Source organism: Thermococcus kodakarensis KOD1 (assembly GCF_000009965.1).
GTDB classification, from domain to species: domain Archaea; phylum Methanobacteriota_B; class Thermococci; order Thermococcales; family Thermococcaceae; genus Thermococcus; species Thermococcus kodakarensis.
In genome coordinates this window covers 1,307,906-1,323,735 of record NC_006624.1, presented here as the reverse complement: position 1 = coordinate 1,323,735, position 15,830 = coordinate 1,307,906, and the positions used below count along the sequence as shown (strand labels likewise).

At 49.8% G+C, this 15,830-nt stretch carries 18 protein-coding genes and 4 tRNA genes; 11 read left to right on the top strand and 11 right to left on the bottom strand.

Annotation, left to right across the window (positions count from 1 at the left end):
• The first annotated feature begins 7 nt into the window (after positions 1 to 7).
• The 3 genes from rpsB (at position 8) to TK_RS07450 (ending at position 956) form a co-directional block, all read left to right on the top strand.
• On the top strand, positions 8 to 613 hold the full coding sequence (gene rpsB, locus TK_RS07460) for a 30S ribosomal protein S2 (RefSeq protein ID WP_011250447.1): 606 nt from the start codon (positions 8 to 10) through the stop codon (positions 611 to 613).
• Positions 614 to 653: 40 nt separating this feature from the next.
• Positions 654 to 741 (top strand) — tRNA-Leu (locus TK_RS07455).
• Between the two features lie 59 nt (positions 742 to 800).
• On the top strand, positions 801 to 956 hold the full coding sequence (locus TK_RS07450) for a 50S ribosomal protein L40e (protein ID WP_011250446.1): 156 nt from the start codon (positions 801 to 803) through the stop codon (positions 954 to 956).
• Here TK_RS07450 and TK_RS07445 read toward each other — a convergent pair whose 3' ends face one another.
• Positions 957 to 1,286 carry a PadR family transcriptional regulator gene (locus TK_RS07445; RefSeq protein ID WP_011250445.1) on the bottom strand — a complete coding sequence of 110 codons (330 nt, stop codon included), beginning with the start codon at positions 1,284 to 1,286 and terminating at the stop codon, positions 957 to 959.
• 108 nt (positions 1,287 to 1,394) lie between these two features.
• Here TK_RS07445 and TK_RS07440 point away from each other — a divergent pair, with 108 nt between their 5' ends.
• Positions 1,395 to 1,694: an FUN14 domain-containing protein gene (locus tag TK_RS07440; protein WP_011250444.1), complete on the top strand. Its 300-nt coding sequence runs from the start codon at positions 1,395 to 1,397 to the stop codon at positions 1,692 to 1,694.
• A gap of 5 nt (positions 1,695 to 1,699) precedes the next feature.
• Here TK_RS07440 and TK_RS07435 read toward each other — a convergent pair whose 3' ends face one another.
• On the bottom strand, positions 1,700 to 2,461 hold the full coding sequence (locus TK_RS07435; RefSeq protein WP_011250443.1) for a metallophosphoesterase family protein: 762 nt from the start codon (positions 2,459 to 2,461) through the stop codon (positions 1,700 to 1,702).
• Between the two features lie 1,120 nt (positions 2,462 to 3,581).
• Positions 3,582 to 3,659, bottom strand: a tRNA-Arg gene (locus tag TK_RS07430).
• Between the two features lie 67 nt (positions 3,660 to 3,726).
• On the opposite strand from TK_RS07430, the gene TK_RS07425 reads away from it, so the two are divergent.
• The gene (locus tag TK_RS07425) at positions 3,727 to 4,176 is read left to right on the top strand and encodes an Lrp/AsnC family transcriptional regulator (RefSeq protein ID WP_011250442.1); all 450 of its coding nucleotides are present in this window, start codon (positions 3,727 to 3,729) and stop codon (positions 4,174 to 4,176) included.
• On the opposite strand, the gene TK_RS07420 is transcribed toward TK_RS07425, so the two are convergent.
• From TK_RS07420 to TK_RS07400, 5 genes are read right to left on the bottom strand one after another with little or no spacing between them, the layout of a single operon-like run.
• On the bottom strand, positions 4,159 to 4,488 hold the full coding sequence (locus TK_RS07420) for a hypothetical protein (RefSeq protein WP_011250441.1): 330 nt from the start codon (positions 4,486 to 4,488) through the stop codon (positions 4,159 to 4,161). The two genes, TK_RS07425 and TK_RS07420, sit on opposite strands and share 18 nt — an antisense overlap.
• Before the next feature lie 9 nt (positions 4,489 to 4,497).
• Entirely contained in the window at positions 4,498 to 5,211 is a 714-nt protein-coding gene (locus TK_RS07415; protein ID WP_011250440.1) for a phosphoribosyltransferase family protein, read from the bottom strand.
• A gap of 56 nt (positions 5,212 to 5,267) precedes the next feature.
• Positions 5,268 to 5,789: a YkgJ family cysteine cluster protein gene (locus TK_RS07410; protein ID WP_011250439.1), complete on the bottom strand. Its 522-nt coding sequence runs from the start codon at positions 5,787 to 5,789 to the stop codon at positions 5,268 to 5,270.
• A 5-nt stretch (positions 5,790 to 5,794) separates the two neighbouring features.
• Complete coding sequence (locus TK_RS07405) at positions 5,795 to 6,034, bottom strand: Lrp/AsnC family transcriptional regulator (protein WP_011250438.1); 240 nt, start codon at positions 6,032 to 6,034, stop codon at positions 5,795 to 5,797.
• On the bottom strand, positions 6,031 to 7,377 hold the full coding sequence (locus TK_RS07400; protein ID WP_011250437.1) for a signal recognition particle protein Srp54: 1,347 nt from the start codon (positions 7,375 to 7,377) through the stop codon (positions 6,031 to 6,033). The genes TK_RS07405 and TK_RS07400 overlap by 4 nt, the downstream gene beginning before the upstream one ends.
• Before the next feature lie 548 nt (positions 7,378 to 7,925).
• Here TK_RS07400 and TK_RS07395 point away from each other — a divergent pair.
• From TK_RS07395 to TK_RS07380, 4 genes are all read left to right on the top strand, one after another.
• Entirely contained in the window at positions 7,926 to 8,135 is a 210-nt protein-coding gene (locus TK_RS07395) for a hypothetical protein (protein WP_011250435.1), read from the top strand.
• 99 nt (positions 8,136 to 8,234) lie between these two features.
• Positions 8,235 to 9,539: a hypothetical protein gene (locus tag TK_RS07390; protein WP_011250434.1), complete on the top strand. Its 1,305-nt coding sequence runs from the start codon at positions 8,235 to 8,237 to the stop codon at positions 9,537 to 9,539.
• A 41-nt stretch (positions 9,540 to 9,580) separates the two neighbouring features.
• A complete protein-coding gene (gene mtnP / locus TK_RS07385) occupies positions 9,581 to 10,384 on the top strand; it encodes an S-methyl-5'-thioadenosine phosphorylase (protein ID WP_011250433.1) in 804 nt (267 codons plus the stop codon).
• 103 nt (positions 10,385 to 10,487) lie between these two features.
• On the top strand, positions 10,488 to 11,831 hold the full coding sequence (locus TK_RS07380; protein ID WP_011250432.1) for an FAD-dependent oxidoreductase: 1,344 nt from the start codon (positions 10,488 to 10,490) through the stop codon (positions 11,829 to 11,831).
• A 572-nt stretch (positions 11,832 to 12,403) separates the two neighbouring features.
• On the opposite strand, the gene TK_RS07375 is transcribed toward TK_RS07380, so the two are convergent.
• Positions 12,404 to 12,481: transfer RNA gene (locus tag TK_RS07375), tRNA-Arg, on the bottom strand.
• Between the two features lie 103 nt (positions 12,482 to 12,584).
• Between TK_RS07375 and TK_RS07370 the strand changes: the two genes are divergently transcribed.
• Positions 12,585 to 12,661: transfer RNA gene (locus tag TK_RS07370), tRNA-Gly, on the top strand.
• Between the two features lie 114 nt (positions 12,662 to 12,775).
• Here the strand turns inward: TK_RS07370 and TK_RS07365 are convergent.
• Entirely contained in the window at positions 12,776 to 13,846 is a 1,071-nt protein-coding gene (locus TK_RS07365; RefSeq protein WP_011250431.1) for a hypothetical protein, read from the bottom strand.
• Between the two features lies 1 nt (position 13,847).
• Positions 13,848 to 14,681 (bottom strand): uridine phosphorylase, encoded by an 834-nt coding sequence (gene udp / locus TK_RS07360; RefSeq protein WP_011250430.1) that lies wholly within the window; start codon positions 14,679 to 14,681, stop codon positions 13,848 to 13,850.
• Between the two features lie 61 nt (positions 14,682 to 14,742).
• On the opposite strand from udp, the gene TK_RS07355 reads away from it, so the two are divergent.
• Positions 14,743 to 15,807, top strand: coding sequence for a pyridoxal-phosphate dependent enzyme (locus TK_RS07355; protein ID WP_011250429.1), 1,065 nt, complete (start codon positions 14,743 to 14,745; stop codon positions 15,805 to 15,807).
• The last annotated feature ends 23 nt before the right edge of the window (positions 15,808 to 15,830 follow it).

Here is a 15,830-nt window from a genome sequence, read left to right as displayed (position 1 = left end):
GTGAAAGGTGGAGGAGTATCTCGTTCCGCTCGACCAGTACCTTGCTGCCGGTGTCCACATCGGAACCCAGCAGAAGACCAAGGACATGAAGAAGTTCATATACAGGGTAAGGCAGGACGGACTCTACGTCCTCGACGTTAGGAAGACCGATGAGAGGCTTCGTGTCGCTGGAAAGTTCCTTGCCAAGTTCGACCCCGAGAGCATACTTGCCGTGAGCGTCAGGCTCTACGGCCAGAGGCCCGTTAAGAAGTTCGGTGAGGTCACTGGCGCCAAAGCTATACCCGGTCGTTTCCTTCCAGGAACTATGACCAACCCTCAGGTCAAGAACTTCATTGAGCCCGACGTTCTCATAGTTACCGACCCGAGGGCCGACCACCAGGCCCTTAAGGAGGCCGTTGAGATTGGAATACCCATAGTGGCCCTCGTTGACACCGAGAACTTCCTGAGCTACGTTGATATCGCAATCCCAACCAACAACAAGGGCAGGAAGGCTCTCGCCCTCATCTACTGGATACTTGCCAGGGAAGTCCTCTACAACAGGAAGGAGATCGAGAGCAGGGAAGACTTCAAGATACCGGTTGAGGACTTCGAGATGAGGATCATAAGGACCTGAGGGGAAAATTTTTAACGCCCCTCGCTTTACTTTCCCTCGCGCGGGGGTGCCCGAGCCTGGCCAAAGGGGGCGGACTTAAGATCCGCTGCCGTAGGGCTGCGCGGGTTCGAATCCCGTCCCCCGCACCAAAGGTTTAAAAGTTCCAGATCAAAGGGTTGCAGGCTTTAAGGTTATCGAGGTGATAAGAATGGCGAGATTCCCTGAGGCTGAGGCTAGGATCTTTAGGAAACTCGTGTGCATGCGCTGCGGTGCCACTAACCCATGGGGCGCAAAGAAGTGCAGAAAGTGCGGCTACAAGGGCCTTCGCCCGAAGGCCAGAGAACCGCGTGGTGGAGGACGCTGATCACTCCCCCTTCAGTTTTTTCAATGTTTCTTCGAGGAAGTTTATTCCCTCTTTTAGGAGTTCTTCGCCCTTCGGTGTGAGCTTGTAGTACTTCCTGGCCGGTTTACCTCCTGTCGTTTCCTGCCATTCTGAGGTTACATATCCCTCTTTCTCAAGCTTGTAAAGCACCACGTAAGAGCTGACTGTGGCAGGTTCAAAGTTGAAAGCCTCTTTTATCTTCTCCTTTAGCTCGTATGCGTACATGGGGCGCTCTTTCAAAAGCCGGAGTATGTAGAGCCACAGAACTTCCTTTGTAATCTTGTTCTGTAATCTCTCTAGGGGGGTTGTCATGATCTCACCCTTTTGTTCTTTGTGAAATATTTTAGATCCATATAATTTAAGGGTTTTGCCAACAAAAGGTTTATCTTTCTTCTCGCCCGATTTGTTAGTGGTGGTCTCATGGAGTTCGATATGAGCGGTATGTTCGGGGATCTGGGCGTTGGTGCTATAGTGGGCTTTGTAACAGGGTATGCACTGAAGAAGTTCGTGAAAATCGTGATGACATTAATAGGAGCCTACCTTTTGAGCCTCTTCTGGCTTCAGCAGAAGGGAGTGATAACAATAAACACTGACAAGCTCTTCAACCTGAGTGAGAACGTGACCCAGCAGGTACTAGGTCTTGGACAGAAGGCTCTTGGGATACTCCCAGGTACTGGTGCGTTTGTTGCAGGCTTCTACTTAGGATTCAAAAAAGGTTAAAGGGATCAGACCTTTCCATGATAGAGTATCTTGATAAGCTCTTCCGGAAGGCCCTCTTTCTTGATTTTCTCCTCTATGAGCTTTTTCTCGTCATCATAGTCCACTTCTATGAACTTGGTGTGTAGAGTGTCCACATCAACGAGGGCAAAGGTTGCTTTGTGGTTCTTGCCCGGTGGGTATCCAATGCTTCCGGGACAGATGACCCTACCGTAGCGGGTCATAGCGTTGACCGGATACTTGGGTGATGCAACAAAGAGTATCTCATAGTCTTTGACCGGCCTCATGATGGCTTCGTAGTAGCTGGTCGGCTGGTCTGGCAGTACAACTCCTCCAAACGGGTTCAGAGGACTTCCATAGACTCCGAATATGTCGTTCTTTCCAATCTTGTCGACAAGGTATATTGGAAGGTCCCTTATGAACTCGCGCCCTTCGTGACCAAGGGCTTCCCAGGTGTACTTGAGGGCCTTCTTTATGTAGTCGGGATATTCAACCTTGTCAATGTAGTCCGGTCCTTCCGCGTGGGGATCGCTCTCGGCTATTACCTGGTCGAACTCACCCCTGATGACCTTGACTGTGTTGTTTCTGATGAGGTCATCAAGAGCGTCAAGGACTTCCTTCGGGTACGGGAACAGACCAACGATGTTGCCCAGAACATAGTACTTCTCTATTTCGTACCCTTCCTCCTTTAGGGCCTCTATCTTTTCAAGGGCCTTTGCCAGTGCTGGAAGGTTGCCGTTGATGTTTGCAAGAACGGCCACGTACACCATGGCCACCACCTCCTTTTTTCTTACCTGAAGAAAATAAAAGTGTTGAAGTATTTAAGCCTTTCGTTTCCAGCAAGCTTTTGGAAAAAGCTTGACCAAAAGTGTGCCCTTCTTCTCGAACTTTGCTTATCGGGAGTGTATGCTCCCCAGAAAGCAGGTTCGCGTGTGGGTTTGTTCTTAAAAATCTCTCGTTAATTGTGATTTCGAACTTTCTTTTTAGCGCTCAAAGAGCACTATACTGTGGGGAAAATCCTGTAAGTCTGGCAACTCGAAAGTAAACCCACTCAAAAATTAGTTCATTAAAAACGCATACCTCTTTTCCGCCGGCGCTGAAACTTTGCCAGGCAAAGTTTCATCAAAGTTTGTAGCTCTTCTTCAAGAGGGTTTTATTTTAGGATTTTAGACTGCAAGTGCTCATTTTTGAGTGAGAACCTTTTAGGAAGCTTCTTGAAGAGGGTGTTTTCTTTTCTTTGACGCCCAAAGGGCGCCGATTTAGAGTTAAACACGAGTTGACAGGGTGGATTAAGGGTTCTCACTCTCAAAAAGCCATTTGAGTTGGAAAATCACGGTGAATTGGCATTCCGAAAAAGAGCTACGAACCTTGATCAAACTTCGCGCAGGAAGCTTTTAGAAAAAGCTTCACCAAAAGTGTGTGCCCTTCTCCTCGATCTCGCCTGTTAGGGAGTGTATGCTCTCAAGAAGGCAGGCTCGCGCGGGTTTAACTCCAAAATCCCCGCGCTAATTGTGATTTTTGACTTTCTTTTTAGTGCCCTTCGGGCACTATACGGTGAGAAAATCCTTTTGAATCAGCCAATTGGAAGTAAACCCTTCAAAAGCAGGCATATCTAAAAAGAAAGCATACCAATCTTCCGCCAGCGCTGAAGCTTTTTGGAAAAGCTTCACCAAAAGCTCGAATGTCTCCGAGAATTGGCTTGATAAGGTTAGATTCTCTTGATGGATGGGCAGGGAAGTGCGGGTTTTTCTTCTTTTTTAACGCCCTTTGGGCGTTATACTCCGAGCAAACCCCTTGAGAATTGCAAATTGATTGTGAGAATCACTGAAAAGCAGGGCGCTCAAAAGGACATTCGCTCTTTGGTGAAACTTTTCATTAGAAAAGTTTCTATGGCGGACCGGCGGGGCTTCGAACCCCGGACCTGCGGCTTAGGAGGCCGCCGCCCTATCCTGGCTAGGCTACCGGTCCACTGCCCGCTAATCCCTCTTAGAGAAGGGTATTTAAAGTTTACGGTGTATTCTCTCCGGTGGTGATTGTGGTCGATGAGCTTGACATGAGGATACTGTCATTACTCCAGAAAAACGCTAGGCTTTCCTACAGGGAGATAGCGAAGGAGCTGGGGGTGGCTGTCGGCACTGTATACAACCGCATTAAGCGTCTTGAGGAGAGCGGGGTTATTAAGGGATACGCCCCGATTGTTGACTATGAAAAGCTGGGTTTTGGTTTGACTGCCCTAATTGGAGTTAAGGCCCAGGGGAAGAAAATAATTGAGATTGAGCGAAAAATCGCGGAGAGCGGTAGGGCCATGATGGTTTACGACATCACCGGTGAGTTTGATATATTCGTAATCGCAAAGTTCAAGGACAGGGCTGATATGAACAGGTTTGTAAAATGGCTGCTGTCGCTCGACGGCGTTGAAAAAACGAACACGAGCGTGGTCATGCAGGTTGTTAAAGAGGAACCGAGACTATCCCTTGAGGATTAGGACTTCCCTGAGGAATCTTTCGGTAAAGTCCTGAAAACTTTCCACGGGAAGAGTTACTTCCCTTTCATTAACTTTCCCTTTGAAAACAAACCTTCTGGAAGTTATCTCCCTGATTTTGCTGAAGGACGGATTTTCCTTTATTGTTTTCTCAAGAACCTTTGTGAATTCAACTTCATCGACTTCTTCTATCACGCCTTCTATGACCACAACCTTTCCGCAGTCTTCTTCGGGGCACTCAAATCTAAAAGGAACGCCGGGCGTGAACTCGACTGGGATGCTCAGCCCGGCGGCGTTGTAAATGAACCCCTTCATGGAAATCCCTCAGAGCTTTATGAGGCTCTCAACGGGGAATGGGTACTCCCCTTTGAGTTTTTCCACTTCGTCTCCAACGCTTATCAGGAAGAACATGCCGACGGGCTTTGCACCGGCCTGGTGTGCCAGCTCCACGAGCGCCCTCTGGGTCTCACCGCTCCTTATGACATCGTCAACGATGAGCACGGTCTCTCCCTTCTTCAGTGCCCATTGTGGCAGATAGAGAGTCATAACGCTTCCCGATGCACTTGGTACGTAGTTCACCTCGTAGAACTTCTCGACGCCGACTTCCTTCTTCTTCTTTGCGTATATCAGGTCGGCCCCCAGCTCTCTCGCTATATGAGCTCCCAGGACAATGCCGTCGGTTTCGGCTGTGAGGACTTTGTCAATGTCCTTGTCCATGTACTTGCTGGCAACTTCCTCCGCTATCAGACTCATCAGCGCGGTGTCGCTCAGGGCGGGCATGTTGTCGAAGAATCCCCTTTCATCGAACTTTATCCTCTTGCGAACCTCTTCTTCAATGTTGATATAGGGTGCAAGCAGCTCCATAAGCTCTTTAGTCCTCTCGGAGCTTGGTAGTACCTTTCCCCTAACGTATCGGTTAAGGACCGTTATTGGCAATCCCGTTATGCGGGACAGCTCCTCGTATGTGTAAGACTTCTTTAACAGCCTCAGGATTCTTATCAGTCTCAGCTTTTCCTGGACTGCCTTTAACTGGCTCACCCTCTCACCTCCAGGTGGCCAGGGATTAACAAAAAAATGTATAAATATGTTTCGGTCTAAACGCTCGCATTCACCTGGGTTTTCTGGCCTTTGTGGATTACTTTTTGTCTGTATTCCTCGATGATGTCCCAGTATTCTTTCATAAGGAAATCTTTGGTGACGGGTTTACCGTCGGGATGGTTAATGCCAGGGCAGAATGAATCTTCCTTAATATAGATCTCCATTCTCTCCCCGTGTTTAACAAAGACAAATGGATACAGCCTGCATGCGAGCGGCCTGTGGTTGTAGATTTTGCACTTCTTTGTTTCTGGATCGAGAAAGACGCATGCATCAGTAACGGGGTTCTTCTTTATCGCATACCCTAGAAACTTATCCCCTCTGTAGAAGAGCTTTTCATAGTCCACGAACTCCCAGGTATTGTAGCCCAATCCTTCGATTCTCTCTATGTCCTCATCCCTGAGCGGGATTTCAAGCCTCTCACAGCAAAGTCCGCAGTTCTCAATGCACTTAAATTTGAAGGTTGGGTCGGACTCGACCTCCAAAGTGACTAGGTCGACTGTCGCGACCCACCTTTTCAATTCGTTCACCTCCGGTAGCTGCTTGCTATAAGGGTCTCCGTTAGTTCAATGTCCTTGATCTTCCTGAGAACTTCGTCGTGGAACCTGTCTAGCTCCTCAATGCTGGGGACTTCGATGCGGATTATAATGTCGTACTCTCCGTATACTCTGTAGGCCTCTTTGACGCGGGGGTCTTTTATTATCTCCTGATAGACCTTCTCTTCGTTTCCGGGTTTCACAACTATCAGAACGATTGCCTCTATCATATTCCCAGCCCCCCGAAATTGAACTTCTTGGCCATCTTCGCGAGCTTTCTCTTATTCAAGCTCTTGAACATCTTCTTCATCTGATTGTACTGGTTGAGAAGCTCCCTTACTTCCGCCGTTGTTGCCCCAGATCCTCTGGCTATGCGCTTTATCCTCGAATAGTTGATGATCTCTGGGTTTTCAAGCTCTTCTTCCGTCATTGAGTCCATTATGACTTTGTACCTCTTTAGCTTTTCTTCTCCTACCCTAACTGCGTCCTCCGGGAGGGAATAGCCAAGTCCCGGTATCATTTGGAGTATCTGCTTCAGAGGGCCCATCTTCTGCATCGCTTCAAGCTGGGCGTACATGTCCTTGAGGTTGAACTTTCCGCGCAGGAACTTCTCCATGTCCTCTTCCCTGAACTCCTGCTCCTTCTGGAGCTCTTCTATCTTCTCCAGAAGGCCCTGTATGTCGCCGAGACCGAGCAGCCTCGAAACGAAGCGCTTTGGATCAAAGGGCTCAAGGTCGTCTATCCTCTCTCCGGTTCCGATGAACTTTATCGGAGCACCCGTCGCCGCTACTGCTGAGAGCGCTCCACCACCCTTGGCGCTTCCATCGAGCTTCGTCACGATTATTGATCCTATGGGGGTTGCTTCCTTGAAGGCCATTGCCTGGTTGTACGCCTGCTGACCTATGGTACCATCTATTACAAGTATGACTTCATGGGGCTTAATGGCCTCGCTTATCTGCCTCATCTCCTCGATGAGACCCTTCTCTTCCTTGTGCCTTCCCGCGGAGTCGACTATTATGACGTCAACACCCTTCTCACGGAAGTGCTCAACGCCTTCCCTCGCGAGCTTAACTGCGTCCTTCTCCTCGGGATCACCAAAAACCTCTATGCCAAACGGGTCGAGAAGCTGTCTGAGCTGGTAGTAGGCTCCCGGTCTCCAGGTGTCGGAACAGACAACGCCGACTTTGTATCCCCTCTTCTGAAGGTAGCGGGCGAGCTTTGCGACGCTTGTCGTCTTTCCGGAACCCTGGATTCCAACCGTGAGGATAACGGTCGGCTTGTGCTTTATCTCGAGGGGCTTTGCCTCGGTTCCGAGAAACTTGGTTAGTTCTTCGTACACGATCTTTATTATGTGCTCCTTCTTACTGACACCTGCGGGAGGTTCTTCTTCGAGCGCCCGCTTTTGTATCTGCTTTGTTAACTGAAGGACGAGCTTGACGTTAACGTCTGCCTGGAGTAGTGCCCTCTGGATATCCCTCACAATCTCTTTGATCGTGGCCTCATCAACGGTGCTCGAACGGGCGAGTTTTTTGAGAGCGCTGTTCAGTGCTTGGCCGAGCTTCTCAAGTGCCATTTTTCTCACCTTGTTTAGAGATGAACCATAACCTTATAAACGGTTGGGTCTTTGAGTTCTTGTAAAATGTATTCATTTCGTTTAATCAGCCGTTTTAGAGCCGCTTAAGATGTAATTTTTTGTACATTGAAGCTAAATCCAATTCTATGGTCTCTTTTATTGAGTTTGGAGTTCTTTTCGGTTCATTTCTGTGAAAAAACAATCTACAAAAGTTTTTAAACCTAAAAATGCTATTGGTTAACGGAGAGAAAAATAGGGGGTGAGAGAATGCTTCCGTGGATGCTCGTTTACGAGTACATGTTCACCAAGGAGAACGAGAGGAGAAAGAGAAGGCCGATTCCTGAGGAGCTTGAGTACGTTGAGATGCTCCGTAGGTGAGTCTGATAGGGCTGTTTTTCTTTTTTGGCTGTTCTTAGCATTTTTATGGTTTTCGTCGGACGGATTGGGTGCTTTTTCAAATTATTCGTCGATTGTCGAATCATTTTTTAACGAATGTCTTTAGGAAAGCTTTTTATATGTTGAAGTTGTATATATCATTGGTGATACCTATGCCAACGGTTATCAAGCGTGATCCCAAGAGGTTTTTGAAGGAGCTTCGCATCCATTACGGCGATGTCTGGAAGATGCCCTCGAGCCAGTACTTGGCCAGCCCGGATTTTGTCGTTGTGGATCCGAAAACCGGAAAGAAGACAAAGGTCAGCTTCGTTTCCCTGGACGATGGGGAAGTCGTTGGAGTTGTGTACGACGACCTCAGCTGATTCTTTTGGATTTCTGTAACTTTTATGTGTTTTGATCTTGAACATGGGGGCATAACATATAAATACAACATCATTGGATATTTTTTGGGGTGGTATAGTTTGTCCAAAGACGTTTATTTTGAGTTGCTGTCAATAGCCCGTAGTATTCAAGACCCCTATCTAAGGGCACTTACGTATGCTAGAATCGGCTACTATATGCATCTAGCCAAACGTCCCAAATATAAAGATGCGTTCTCTTCTGCTCTCCAGGCAATAGCCTCGATTGAAAATCCTCCCCTTATGGTTCACGCTCTAATTGAGGTCGGGACACTTTTGAGCAGTATAAACCCTCAGAGTGCTAACCGTGTTCTCGAAAGCGCCTATGAGGCAATACTCAAAATGCCGCAAGCACCAAGGGATGATTTCCTCTATCGCTTAGTGAAAAAACTCGTTCAAATAGACTTCATGGACAGGGCGTTTGAGTATTCTTTGGAGATTGAAAACGAAGTTAAAAGAAATGATGCACTACTCCTGATCCTGAATAAGCATATCCAGGATGGCAATCTGAGAAATGCGCACAAAATTGTTGAAAAAATCCAAAACGAGCCTTGGAAGTCGCTTGCGCTCTTCAATATCCTGAAGGAGCATCTCAAAAGAGATGAGCTTGGCACAGCTCTGGGCATGCTTTCTCAGTTCAAGAGTGATTACTGGCTTGGTGAGGCCGTGAAGGCTGTGGCTGTTTACCTCAAAAAATCGGGCAGTCTGGACTCTGCGGTTTACGAGAAAGTTTTCCAGTTTATAGTCGGCCTTTCGTCGGATGTTAGCGTTGACGTTCTTAAATCGTTCCTTGTCAGTCTGGCGGTCCAGGGTGAAATCAAGTTCGTTTCAGAGTCCCTTGAGAGAATCCCCCGTGAGCAATGGGATGAGGTGATATCTGCCGTTGTATCCTCTATAATCGATAGAGTGGAGCTTGTTGAGGAGTTCATTGATTCGCTGCCTGAGGATGCTAAACTACTCGCAGCGGGATATGTGCTGGATATTCTTCTTGAAAGGCCTCCAAGTTCGGAGTACCTAGAACTCGTCAGAAAAATAGGCTCTTTTGTCTCTTCGGAACGCTTGAAGGTCAAGGCCGTCCGTTATCTCTCGAAACTCCATGACTATGAGGGGGCTTGGAATCTTGCTTCCTCTATAAGTGACCCCCACCTGCGCTCCCTCGCCTTTGGGAGTATAGCAATCGAGAAGCTCAAAGAGGGCGACATAGATGGAGCCATAGACGCGGCCCTCGAGGTTAAGGATCCGAGGTGGGGTTCATGGTTGCTCAGCGAGATTTTGGCGAAGATAGCAGAGCTTCAGGCCAGTGGTCGCGTGGTTGAGGATATAGAGGAGCGGGCAGAGGAGCAAAAGCGCCTGTGGGCAGATGAATAACGTTTTAAGGCACGTTTCTTTTATCTGTCTAGGTGATGCGAATGCCAAGGATAGCGATAATAGGCGGTTCTGGAGTTTACGACCCCGCACTTCTAACCAACATCAGGGAAGAGACCGTTGAAACACCCTACGGAACGGTCAAAGTCAAGATCGGCGAGTACAACGGCGAGGAAATAGTATTTCTCGCCAGGCACGGTGAGGGACACAGCGTTCCACCGCACAAGATAAACTACCGTGCGAACATCTGGGCCCTCTACGAGCTCGGCGTCGAGAGGATTCTTTCGACTTCGGCTGTTGGTTCTCTCAACCTAGACATGAAGCCCGGTGACTTCGTAATCCTCGACCAGCTCATGGACTTTACCAAGACCAGACACTACACCTTCTACGACGGTGAAGAAAGCCCGCACGATAGAAAGTTCGTGGCCCATGTGGACTTTACTGAACCCTACTGTCCCGAGCTGAGGAAAGCCCTGATGAACGCCGCCAGGGAGCTGGGCTTTACATATCACCCCATGGGAACTTATGCCTGCATGGAAGGGCCCCGCTTTGAGACGAGGGCTGAGATAAGGGCGCTAAAGATCCTCGGGGCCGACGTCGTTGGAATGACCCAGTGTCCGGAGGCAGCACTCGCGAGGGAGCTTGAGATGTGCTACGCGAGCGTTGCCATAGTCACCAACTACGCCGCTGGCATAAGCCCCAACAAGCTCACTCACACGGAAGTGGTCGAGCTTATGGCCCAGAAGTCCAACGAGATAAAGCTCCTGCTCATGAAGGCCATCGAGTACATTCCAAAGGAAAGAAGGTGCCCCTGCAAGGATGCACTGAAGGGCGCGACCGGTGAGTAGTGTTCCTCTTCGTTCTCTCCACTTCTTAACTGTGCTTACGTTTTAAACCTCGGGTTAAGGAAAGTGTTTAATAGTCTTTTGAGAACTCTCTTTGGTGAGGTTAATGAAGTACGATGTGGTTGTTATAGGTGGAAGTGCTGGCGGTCTAACGGCTGCGATCTCTGCCAAGAGGTTCTATCCCGACAAAAGCGTCCTCGTGATCAAGAAAGAGGACGTTTCCATGATTCCTTGCGGGATTCCGTACATCTTCGGTACCCTGAGGAGCGTTGAGGATGATGTTCTCCCAACGGAGAGGTTTCTCAAACCCCTCGGCATCGACGTTCTGGTTGATGAGGTCACGGAAATAAATCCCAAGTCCAAGACACTCCTGACGAAGTCAGGGAGAGAGATAGGCTGGGAAAAGCTCGTTCTGGCGACTGGTTCGAGACCCCAGATCCCTGACATCCCCGGCGTTGAGCTTGAGGGTGTGTACACCGTCTCCAAGGACTACCACTACCTCAAAGAGCTCAAGAAGAGAGTAGAGGATGCCGAGAAGGTTGTCATTATCGGCGGCGGTTTCATAGCCCTTGAAGTTGGGGACGAGATCAGAAAGCTCGGGAAGGACGTTACGATAGTTGTCAGAAGCAGGCTGTTGAGAAACTCTTTCGACCCCGAATTCAGTGAGATGATCGAGAACAGGCTCAAGGAAGTTGGAATAAACGTTGTTTACGGGCACGTGGAGAGGCTAGTCGGCAGAGAGCGCGTTGAAGGTGTCAAGCTCGTCGAAGGTGGGGAAATCCCCGCCGATCTGGTAATTCTCTCAACGGGCTACCGCCCAAACGTTGAGCTGGCAGTAAAAACAGGTCTAAAAGTTACAAGATACGGCATCTGGACTGACGAGTACATGAGAACCTCCTGCCCGGACATATTCGCCGTCGGCGACTGCGTCGAGCACAGGGACTTCTTTACAGGAAAGCCCTTCCCTCTGATGCTAGCCTCAACGGCAACCTTCGAGGCGAGGATAGCAGGGGCGAACCTCTTTAAGCTCCAGATAGTCAGGGAGAACAGGAGGACAATAGGCGCTTACTCCACCCACGTTGCTGGCTTGACCTTAGCCGCCGCAGGACTAACTGAGGAAGCCGCCAAGAGAGAGGGCTTTGAGGTCATTGTTGGACGGGCTACTGGCCCCGACAGACATCCAGCAAAGTTCGAGGATACTTCGATGGTAACGGTCAAGCTTATATTCTCCAGGGACAGGGGGGCCATTCTGGGTGCCCAGCTAGCCGGTGGAAAGAGCGTTGGCGAGATGATCAACGTTCTTGCACTGGCCATACAGAAGAGGCTTACGGCTAGCGAGCTCTACACCCTCCAGATAGCGACTCACCCGCTCCTCACGGCTTCTCCAGTCGGATACCAGATACTCCAGGCAGCGGAGGATGCACTGGCGAAGCTGAGAGCGGGGGCCTGAATTCCCCTTTCATTTTCTAGCAAGCTTTTGGGAAAGCTTCACCAAAGAAACTTTGCCCGGCAAAGTTTCATCAAAGTTTGTGGTTCTTGATTAGAGGGTTGTTTTGAGTGGATTTCCTTTTGAATGCTGTCTTGGAGTGTGAATTCCATTTTTGTTCGCTCGCTCTTTGTGAGTTTGCTTTTTAATCGACGCCCATAGGGCGTCAAGGCGAGAAAACTCCTTTCCAATTAAGTATGCTCGAAGAATTCACTCACTTTTAGCTAATTTATCGTGAAAATCCTTTTAGAAGGGCAATTTCAAGAGAACCACGAACTTGATCAAACTTCACGAGGAAGCTTTTGGAGAAAGCTTCACCAAAAGCTTGAATGTCTTCGTGATATTGGCTGAGAATGGAGATTCTCCTAATGTACAGGCAAGAGAATTTGGGTTTTTCTTCTTTTTAACGCTCGTTGGGCGTTATACTGCGAGCAAACCCCTTGAAAACTGCTAATTTGGTAATGAGAATAGCTGAAACTCAGCAGTTTAAAAAGACATTCCCTCTTTGATGAAACTTTTCGCCAGAAAAGTTTCTATGGCGCCCCGGCGGGGATTTGAACCCCGGACCTCGAGGTCCGCAGCCTCGCGCCCTATCCAGACTAGGCCACCGGGGCACGCCCGCTAACCCTTTCTGAAGACTCTTTATAAATTTAACCTTCGGAACAGACCGAAAGATTTATAAACGAGTCCCCAATGAGTATCCTACGGGCTGGAACTGCGGTGGTAGTCTAGCCTGGCTAGGACAGCGGCCTGCCACGCCGCTGGCCCGGGTTCAAATCCCGGCCACCGCACCACAATCTTCTGGGCTTTCCAAGCATTCAAAGCTTCTTCTCGTGGCAATTTATTTCGTAGCCCTTTTGGACACCTAATTAATTCAGTTTCCGGCCGGTTTAGGCGCTAAAAAGGGTCTAAAGAGCGTGTTCTCCAGTTTCAATTTTCCTGCCCAGCTCAAAGAGCTCCTTAGAAGTTTTTCTCATCTCATCATCCTTTGACTTCTTAGACTCTTCTAGCATTTCAAAGGCCAAGAACTTGAGAACCCTGGCTATCTTTGAGGGGGTTCCCCTCCACGAAAGAACTTCAAGAATAGCTTTCTCTTTCGCGCCATGTTTTTTTGCGAGCTCGTAGGCTATCAGCATCCTGGGAAGGGGATCGAAAACCTTCTTGATGTATTCAAGTGCCCTATCAACCTCGTATCCATAATGGTGTATTAGGGCGTGCCCAAGAGTATTTGCGACTTCAAGCTGGGAGAATATCTCTTCGGCCTTTTCTGCATTGCCCCTGTTTAGATACTCAATGCCCACTCTCTCGAGATATGCGCTCCTCACGGGCTCAGGAAGCCCTTTGGCAAGTTTTTCGGCCTCTTCAAGTTTCCCTTCATTCAAAAGCCTGTTTATGTAGCTTAATACGTATTCATTGGTCTGCCCTTTCTCCTCGAACTCTGGTTCTGGGGGCCTCCATTTGGGTCTCTTCTCAAAACGCTCCACTACTCCCGTCTGGACCTCTCCCTTTATCCTGTGCAGGGTGGCTCCGGGCATGAGCTTTCCGTCCTTGTAGACGATTCCATGGGGGAGTGGCTTCAACTCCTCAATGTCCCTCTCATCCAGCTTCAGGTCGCTGAGCCTTATCTCCGTCCCGCCGCGTGCAACCGCTATTGCCAGAAGATTGCTCACCGATCTGAAGGCCTTCTTTCTAACGAACTGGTCTTTGATAAGCCTCGCCGCTTCTAGGGCTTTCTTAAACTCCCCCTCTCTTGAAAAAAGGTAGGAAAGGGAGGCGAGGGTCTCGTCCTTGATTGAGTGCTCTTCTATTTCACTCGCTACCTCAAGGGCTTTCTCGGGTTCGTGTGCATAGCTCTCGGCAACCCACCGGAGCGCGTAGGAGCGCCAGTAGGAGTCCTTAATCTTCCGGGCTTCTTTGAGCGCCTCTTCCCTTCTTCCATCCCTCAGCAGGGTTTTGATAATGAATAGCCTCTCGTCCATTTCAACCCCTCATGCCAGGGTGCCATACCCTCTTTCCGGCCCTCTCCTTTTCCTCGTCCCACTCCGCGAGTATCTTGACGGCCTCACTCGCGACCAAAGCAGCCTCCTTCTCGCCCGCCTTACCGAACTCGTTTGTTACCCTGTTGGCGAATACTGCGCACACACAGCCCGCCCTGAGCCCGTAGATGTTGGCGAGCGTGTAGAGAGTCGCGGCCTCCATTTCGAAGTTCGTCACGCGGGCCTGTCTGAGGTCGTCAACGAGGTTCCTGGCAAAGCTTGGGAAGTAGCCGTTCAGCCCTGGCCTACCCTGTCCGAGGTAGAAGCTGTCGGTTGAAGCCGTTATTCCTATGTGGTATCTCACTCCAAGGCTTTCGGCGGCCTCTATGAGGGCGAGGGTGACCTCAAGGTCTGCAACGGCAGGATATTCGACCCTTACGTACTGTTTTGAAGTTCCCTCAAGCCTAACAGCAGCTTTCGCTATGATGAGGTCTCCTATCTCAATCCCGGGCTGTATTGCACCCGTGGAGCCAACGCGGATGAAGGTGTCCGCCCCTATCGCCGCAAGCTCTTCGATGGCTATAGCGGTTGATGGCCCGCCTATGCCCGTTGAGGTAACGCTTATCGGCACTCCTTTGTACTTTCCGGTGTGCGTCCTGTACTCCCTGTGGAATGCTATCTCCCTCGCCTCATCCCAGAGCGAGCTTATCTTGGGTACTCTCTCTGGATCGCCCGGAAGAAGGACGTAGCGAGCAACATCGCCCGGCTTGCAGGCTATATGGTACTGCATTCCTTCCTCGGTCTGCGGTCTCTCTGCGGAAACGAACTTCTCGACCATGGCAACCACCTTTTTAACTTGATATCATTTACTTTTCCCAAGACCTAAAAAAGGTGATGGCATGCTCAGGTGTTCAAGGTGCGGAAAAACCTATCCTGAGACCTTCATGCTGAAGTGCGACTGCGGCGGAACGCTCTTTGTGGAGAGGGAGTACTTCGACTTCTTCGGGAGCCTCATGCCCTACCTTGATGCAAGGAGATACATCAACTTTTTGCCCGTTAGCGGTAACCTTCTTCCACCGCCAGTACCCGCCATAACGCCAACGGTTGAACTTCAGGTCGGCCCTGTTACTGCTCTCTTCAAGCTCGACTACCTCCAGCCAAGCGGCTCGTTTAAGGACAGGGGCACGTGGGTGACTGTGGCAAAGCTGATGGAGGAGGGGGTAAGTGAAGTAGTAATCGACAGCTCGGGAAACGCGGCTTTGAGCTTCGCCCTCTACTCACTTCCCGCTAGAATCCGGGTTCACACTTTCGTCTCCTATGACGCAATGCCCGCAAAGATTTCCCTACTCCAGCGGCTTGGGGCGGTGATTCACTTCGTTGATGGGGACAGAATGGAAGTTCACAAAGAGGCTATAGAGTTCGCGAAGAGGGAGGGTATAACCTACGTGACCCACTGGCTCAACCCTTACTTCATCGAGGGGACGAAGCTCATCGCCTACGAGACCTACGAGCAGGTGGGAGTTCCGGACTATGCTTTCGCCCCAACAGGTTCTGGAACGCTCTTCCTCGGTCTCTGGAAGGGCTTTAGAGAGCTTAGAGAGATGGGGGAGATAAACGAGGCCCCCCGGCTTGTAGCCGTCCAGGCAGAAGGTTACGAGAGCCTCTGCGAGCGCTCCGTAATGAAAAACCGCCTCGCCGACGGGATAGCAATTCCCGAGCCTCCGCGAAAGGAGGACATGCTCAGGGCTCTGGAGGAGAGTAACGGCCTCTGCGTGAGCGTTGGTGAGGCCGAGACGAGAGAAGCGCTTGAGTGGCTCATCAACGCGGGCTTCCTTGTAGAACCGACATCTGCCGTTGTTCTTGCTGGGATGTGGAAGCTCGTGGATTCGGGTGAAATACCCGAAGGTTCCAAAGTTCTCCTTCCCCTATCTGGTTCGGGCCTTAAAATAACCGAAGGTATTTAAACTCTCGAGCTAAAATCCATTGG

Excerpts from the sequence above, each read along its gene's own strand:
- TK_RS07440 (WP_011250444.1), top strand. The coding sequence starts at position 1,395 with ATGGAGTTCGATATGAGCGGTATGTTCGGGGATCTGGGCGTTGGTGCT.
- mtnP (WP_011250433.1), top strand. The coding sequence starts at position 9,581 with ATGCCAAGGATAGCGATAATAGGCGGTTCTGGAGTTTACGACCCCGCA.
- TK_RS07445 (WP_011250445.1), bottom strand. The coding sequence starts at position 1,286 with ATGACAACCCCCCTAGAGAGATTACAGAACAAGATTACAAAGGAAGTT.
- TK_RS07450 (WP_011250446.1), top strand. The coding sequence starts at position 801 with ATGGCGAGATTCCCTGAGGCTGAGGCTAGGATCTTTAGGAAACTCGTG.
- udp (WP_011250430.1), bottom strand. The coding sequence starts at position 14,681 with ATGGTCGAGAAGTTCGTTTCCGCAGAGAGACCGCAGACCGAGGAAGGA.
- TK_RS07420 (WP_011250441.1), bottom strand. The coding sequence starts at position 4,488 with ATGAAGGGGTTCATTTACAACGCCGCCGGGCTGAGCATCCCAGTCGAG.
- TK_RS07365 (WP_011250431.1), bottom strand. The coding sequence starts at position 13,846 with ATGGACGAGAGGCTATTCATTATCAAAACCCTGCTGAGGGATGGAAGA.
- TK_RS07380 (WP_011250432.1), top strand. The coding sequence starts at position 10,488 with ATGAAGTACGATGTGGTTGTTATAGGTGGAAGTGCTGGCGGTCTAACG.
- TK_RS07395 (WP_011250435.1), top strand. The coding sequence starts at position 7,926 with ATGCCAACGGTTATCAAGCGTGATCCCAAGAGGTTTTTGAAGGAGCTT.
- TK_RS07355 (WP_011250429.1), top strand. The coding sequence starts at position 14,743 with ATGCTCAGGTGTTCAAGGTGCGGAAAAACCTATCCTGAGACCTTCATG.
- TK_RS07435 (WP_011250443.1), bottom strand. The coding sequence starts at position 2,461 with ATGGTGTACGTGGCCGTTCTTGCAAACATCAACGGCAACCTTCCAGCA.
- TK_RS07405 (WP_011250438.1), bottom strand. The coding sequence starts at position 6,034 with ATGATAGAGGCAATCGTTCTGATAGTTGTGAAACCCGGAAACGAAGAG.
- TK_RS07400 (WP_011250437.1), bottom strand. The coding sequence starts at position 7,377 with ATGGCACTTGAGAAGCTCGGCCAAGCACTGAACAGCGCTCTCAAAAAA.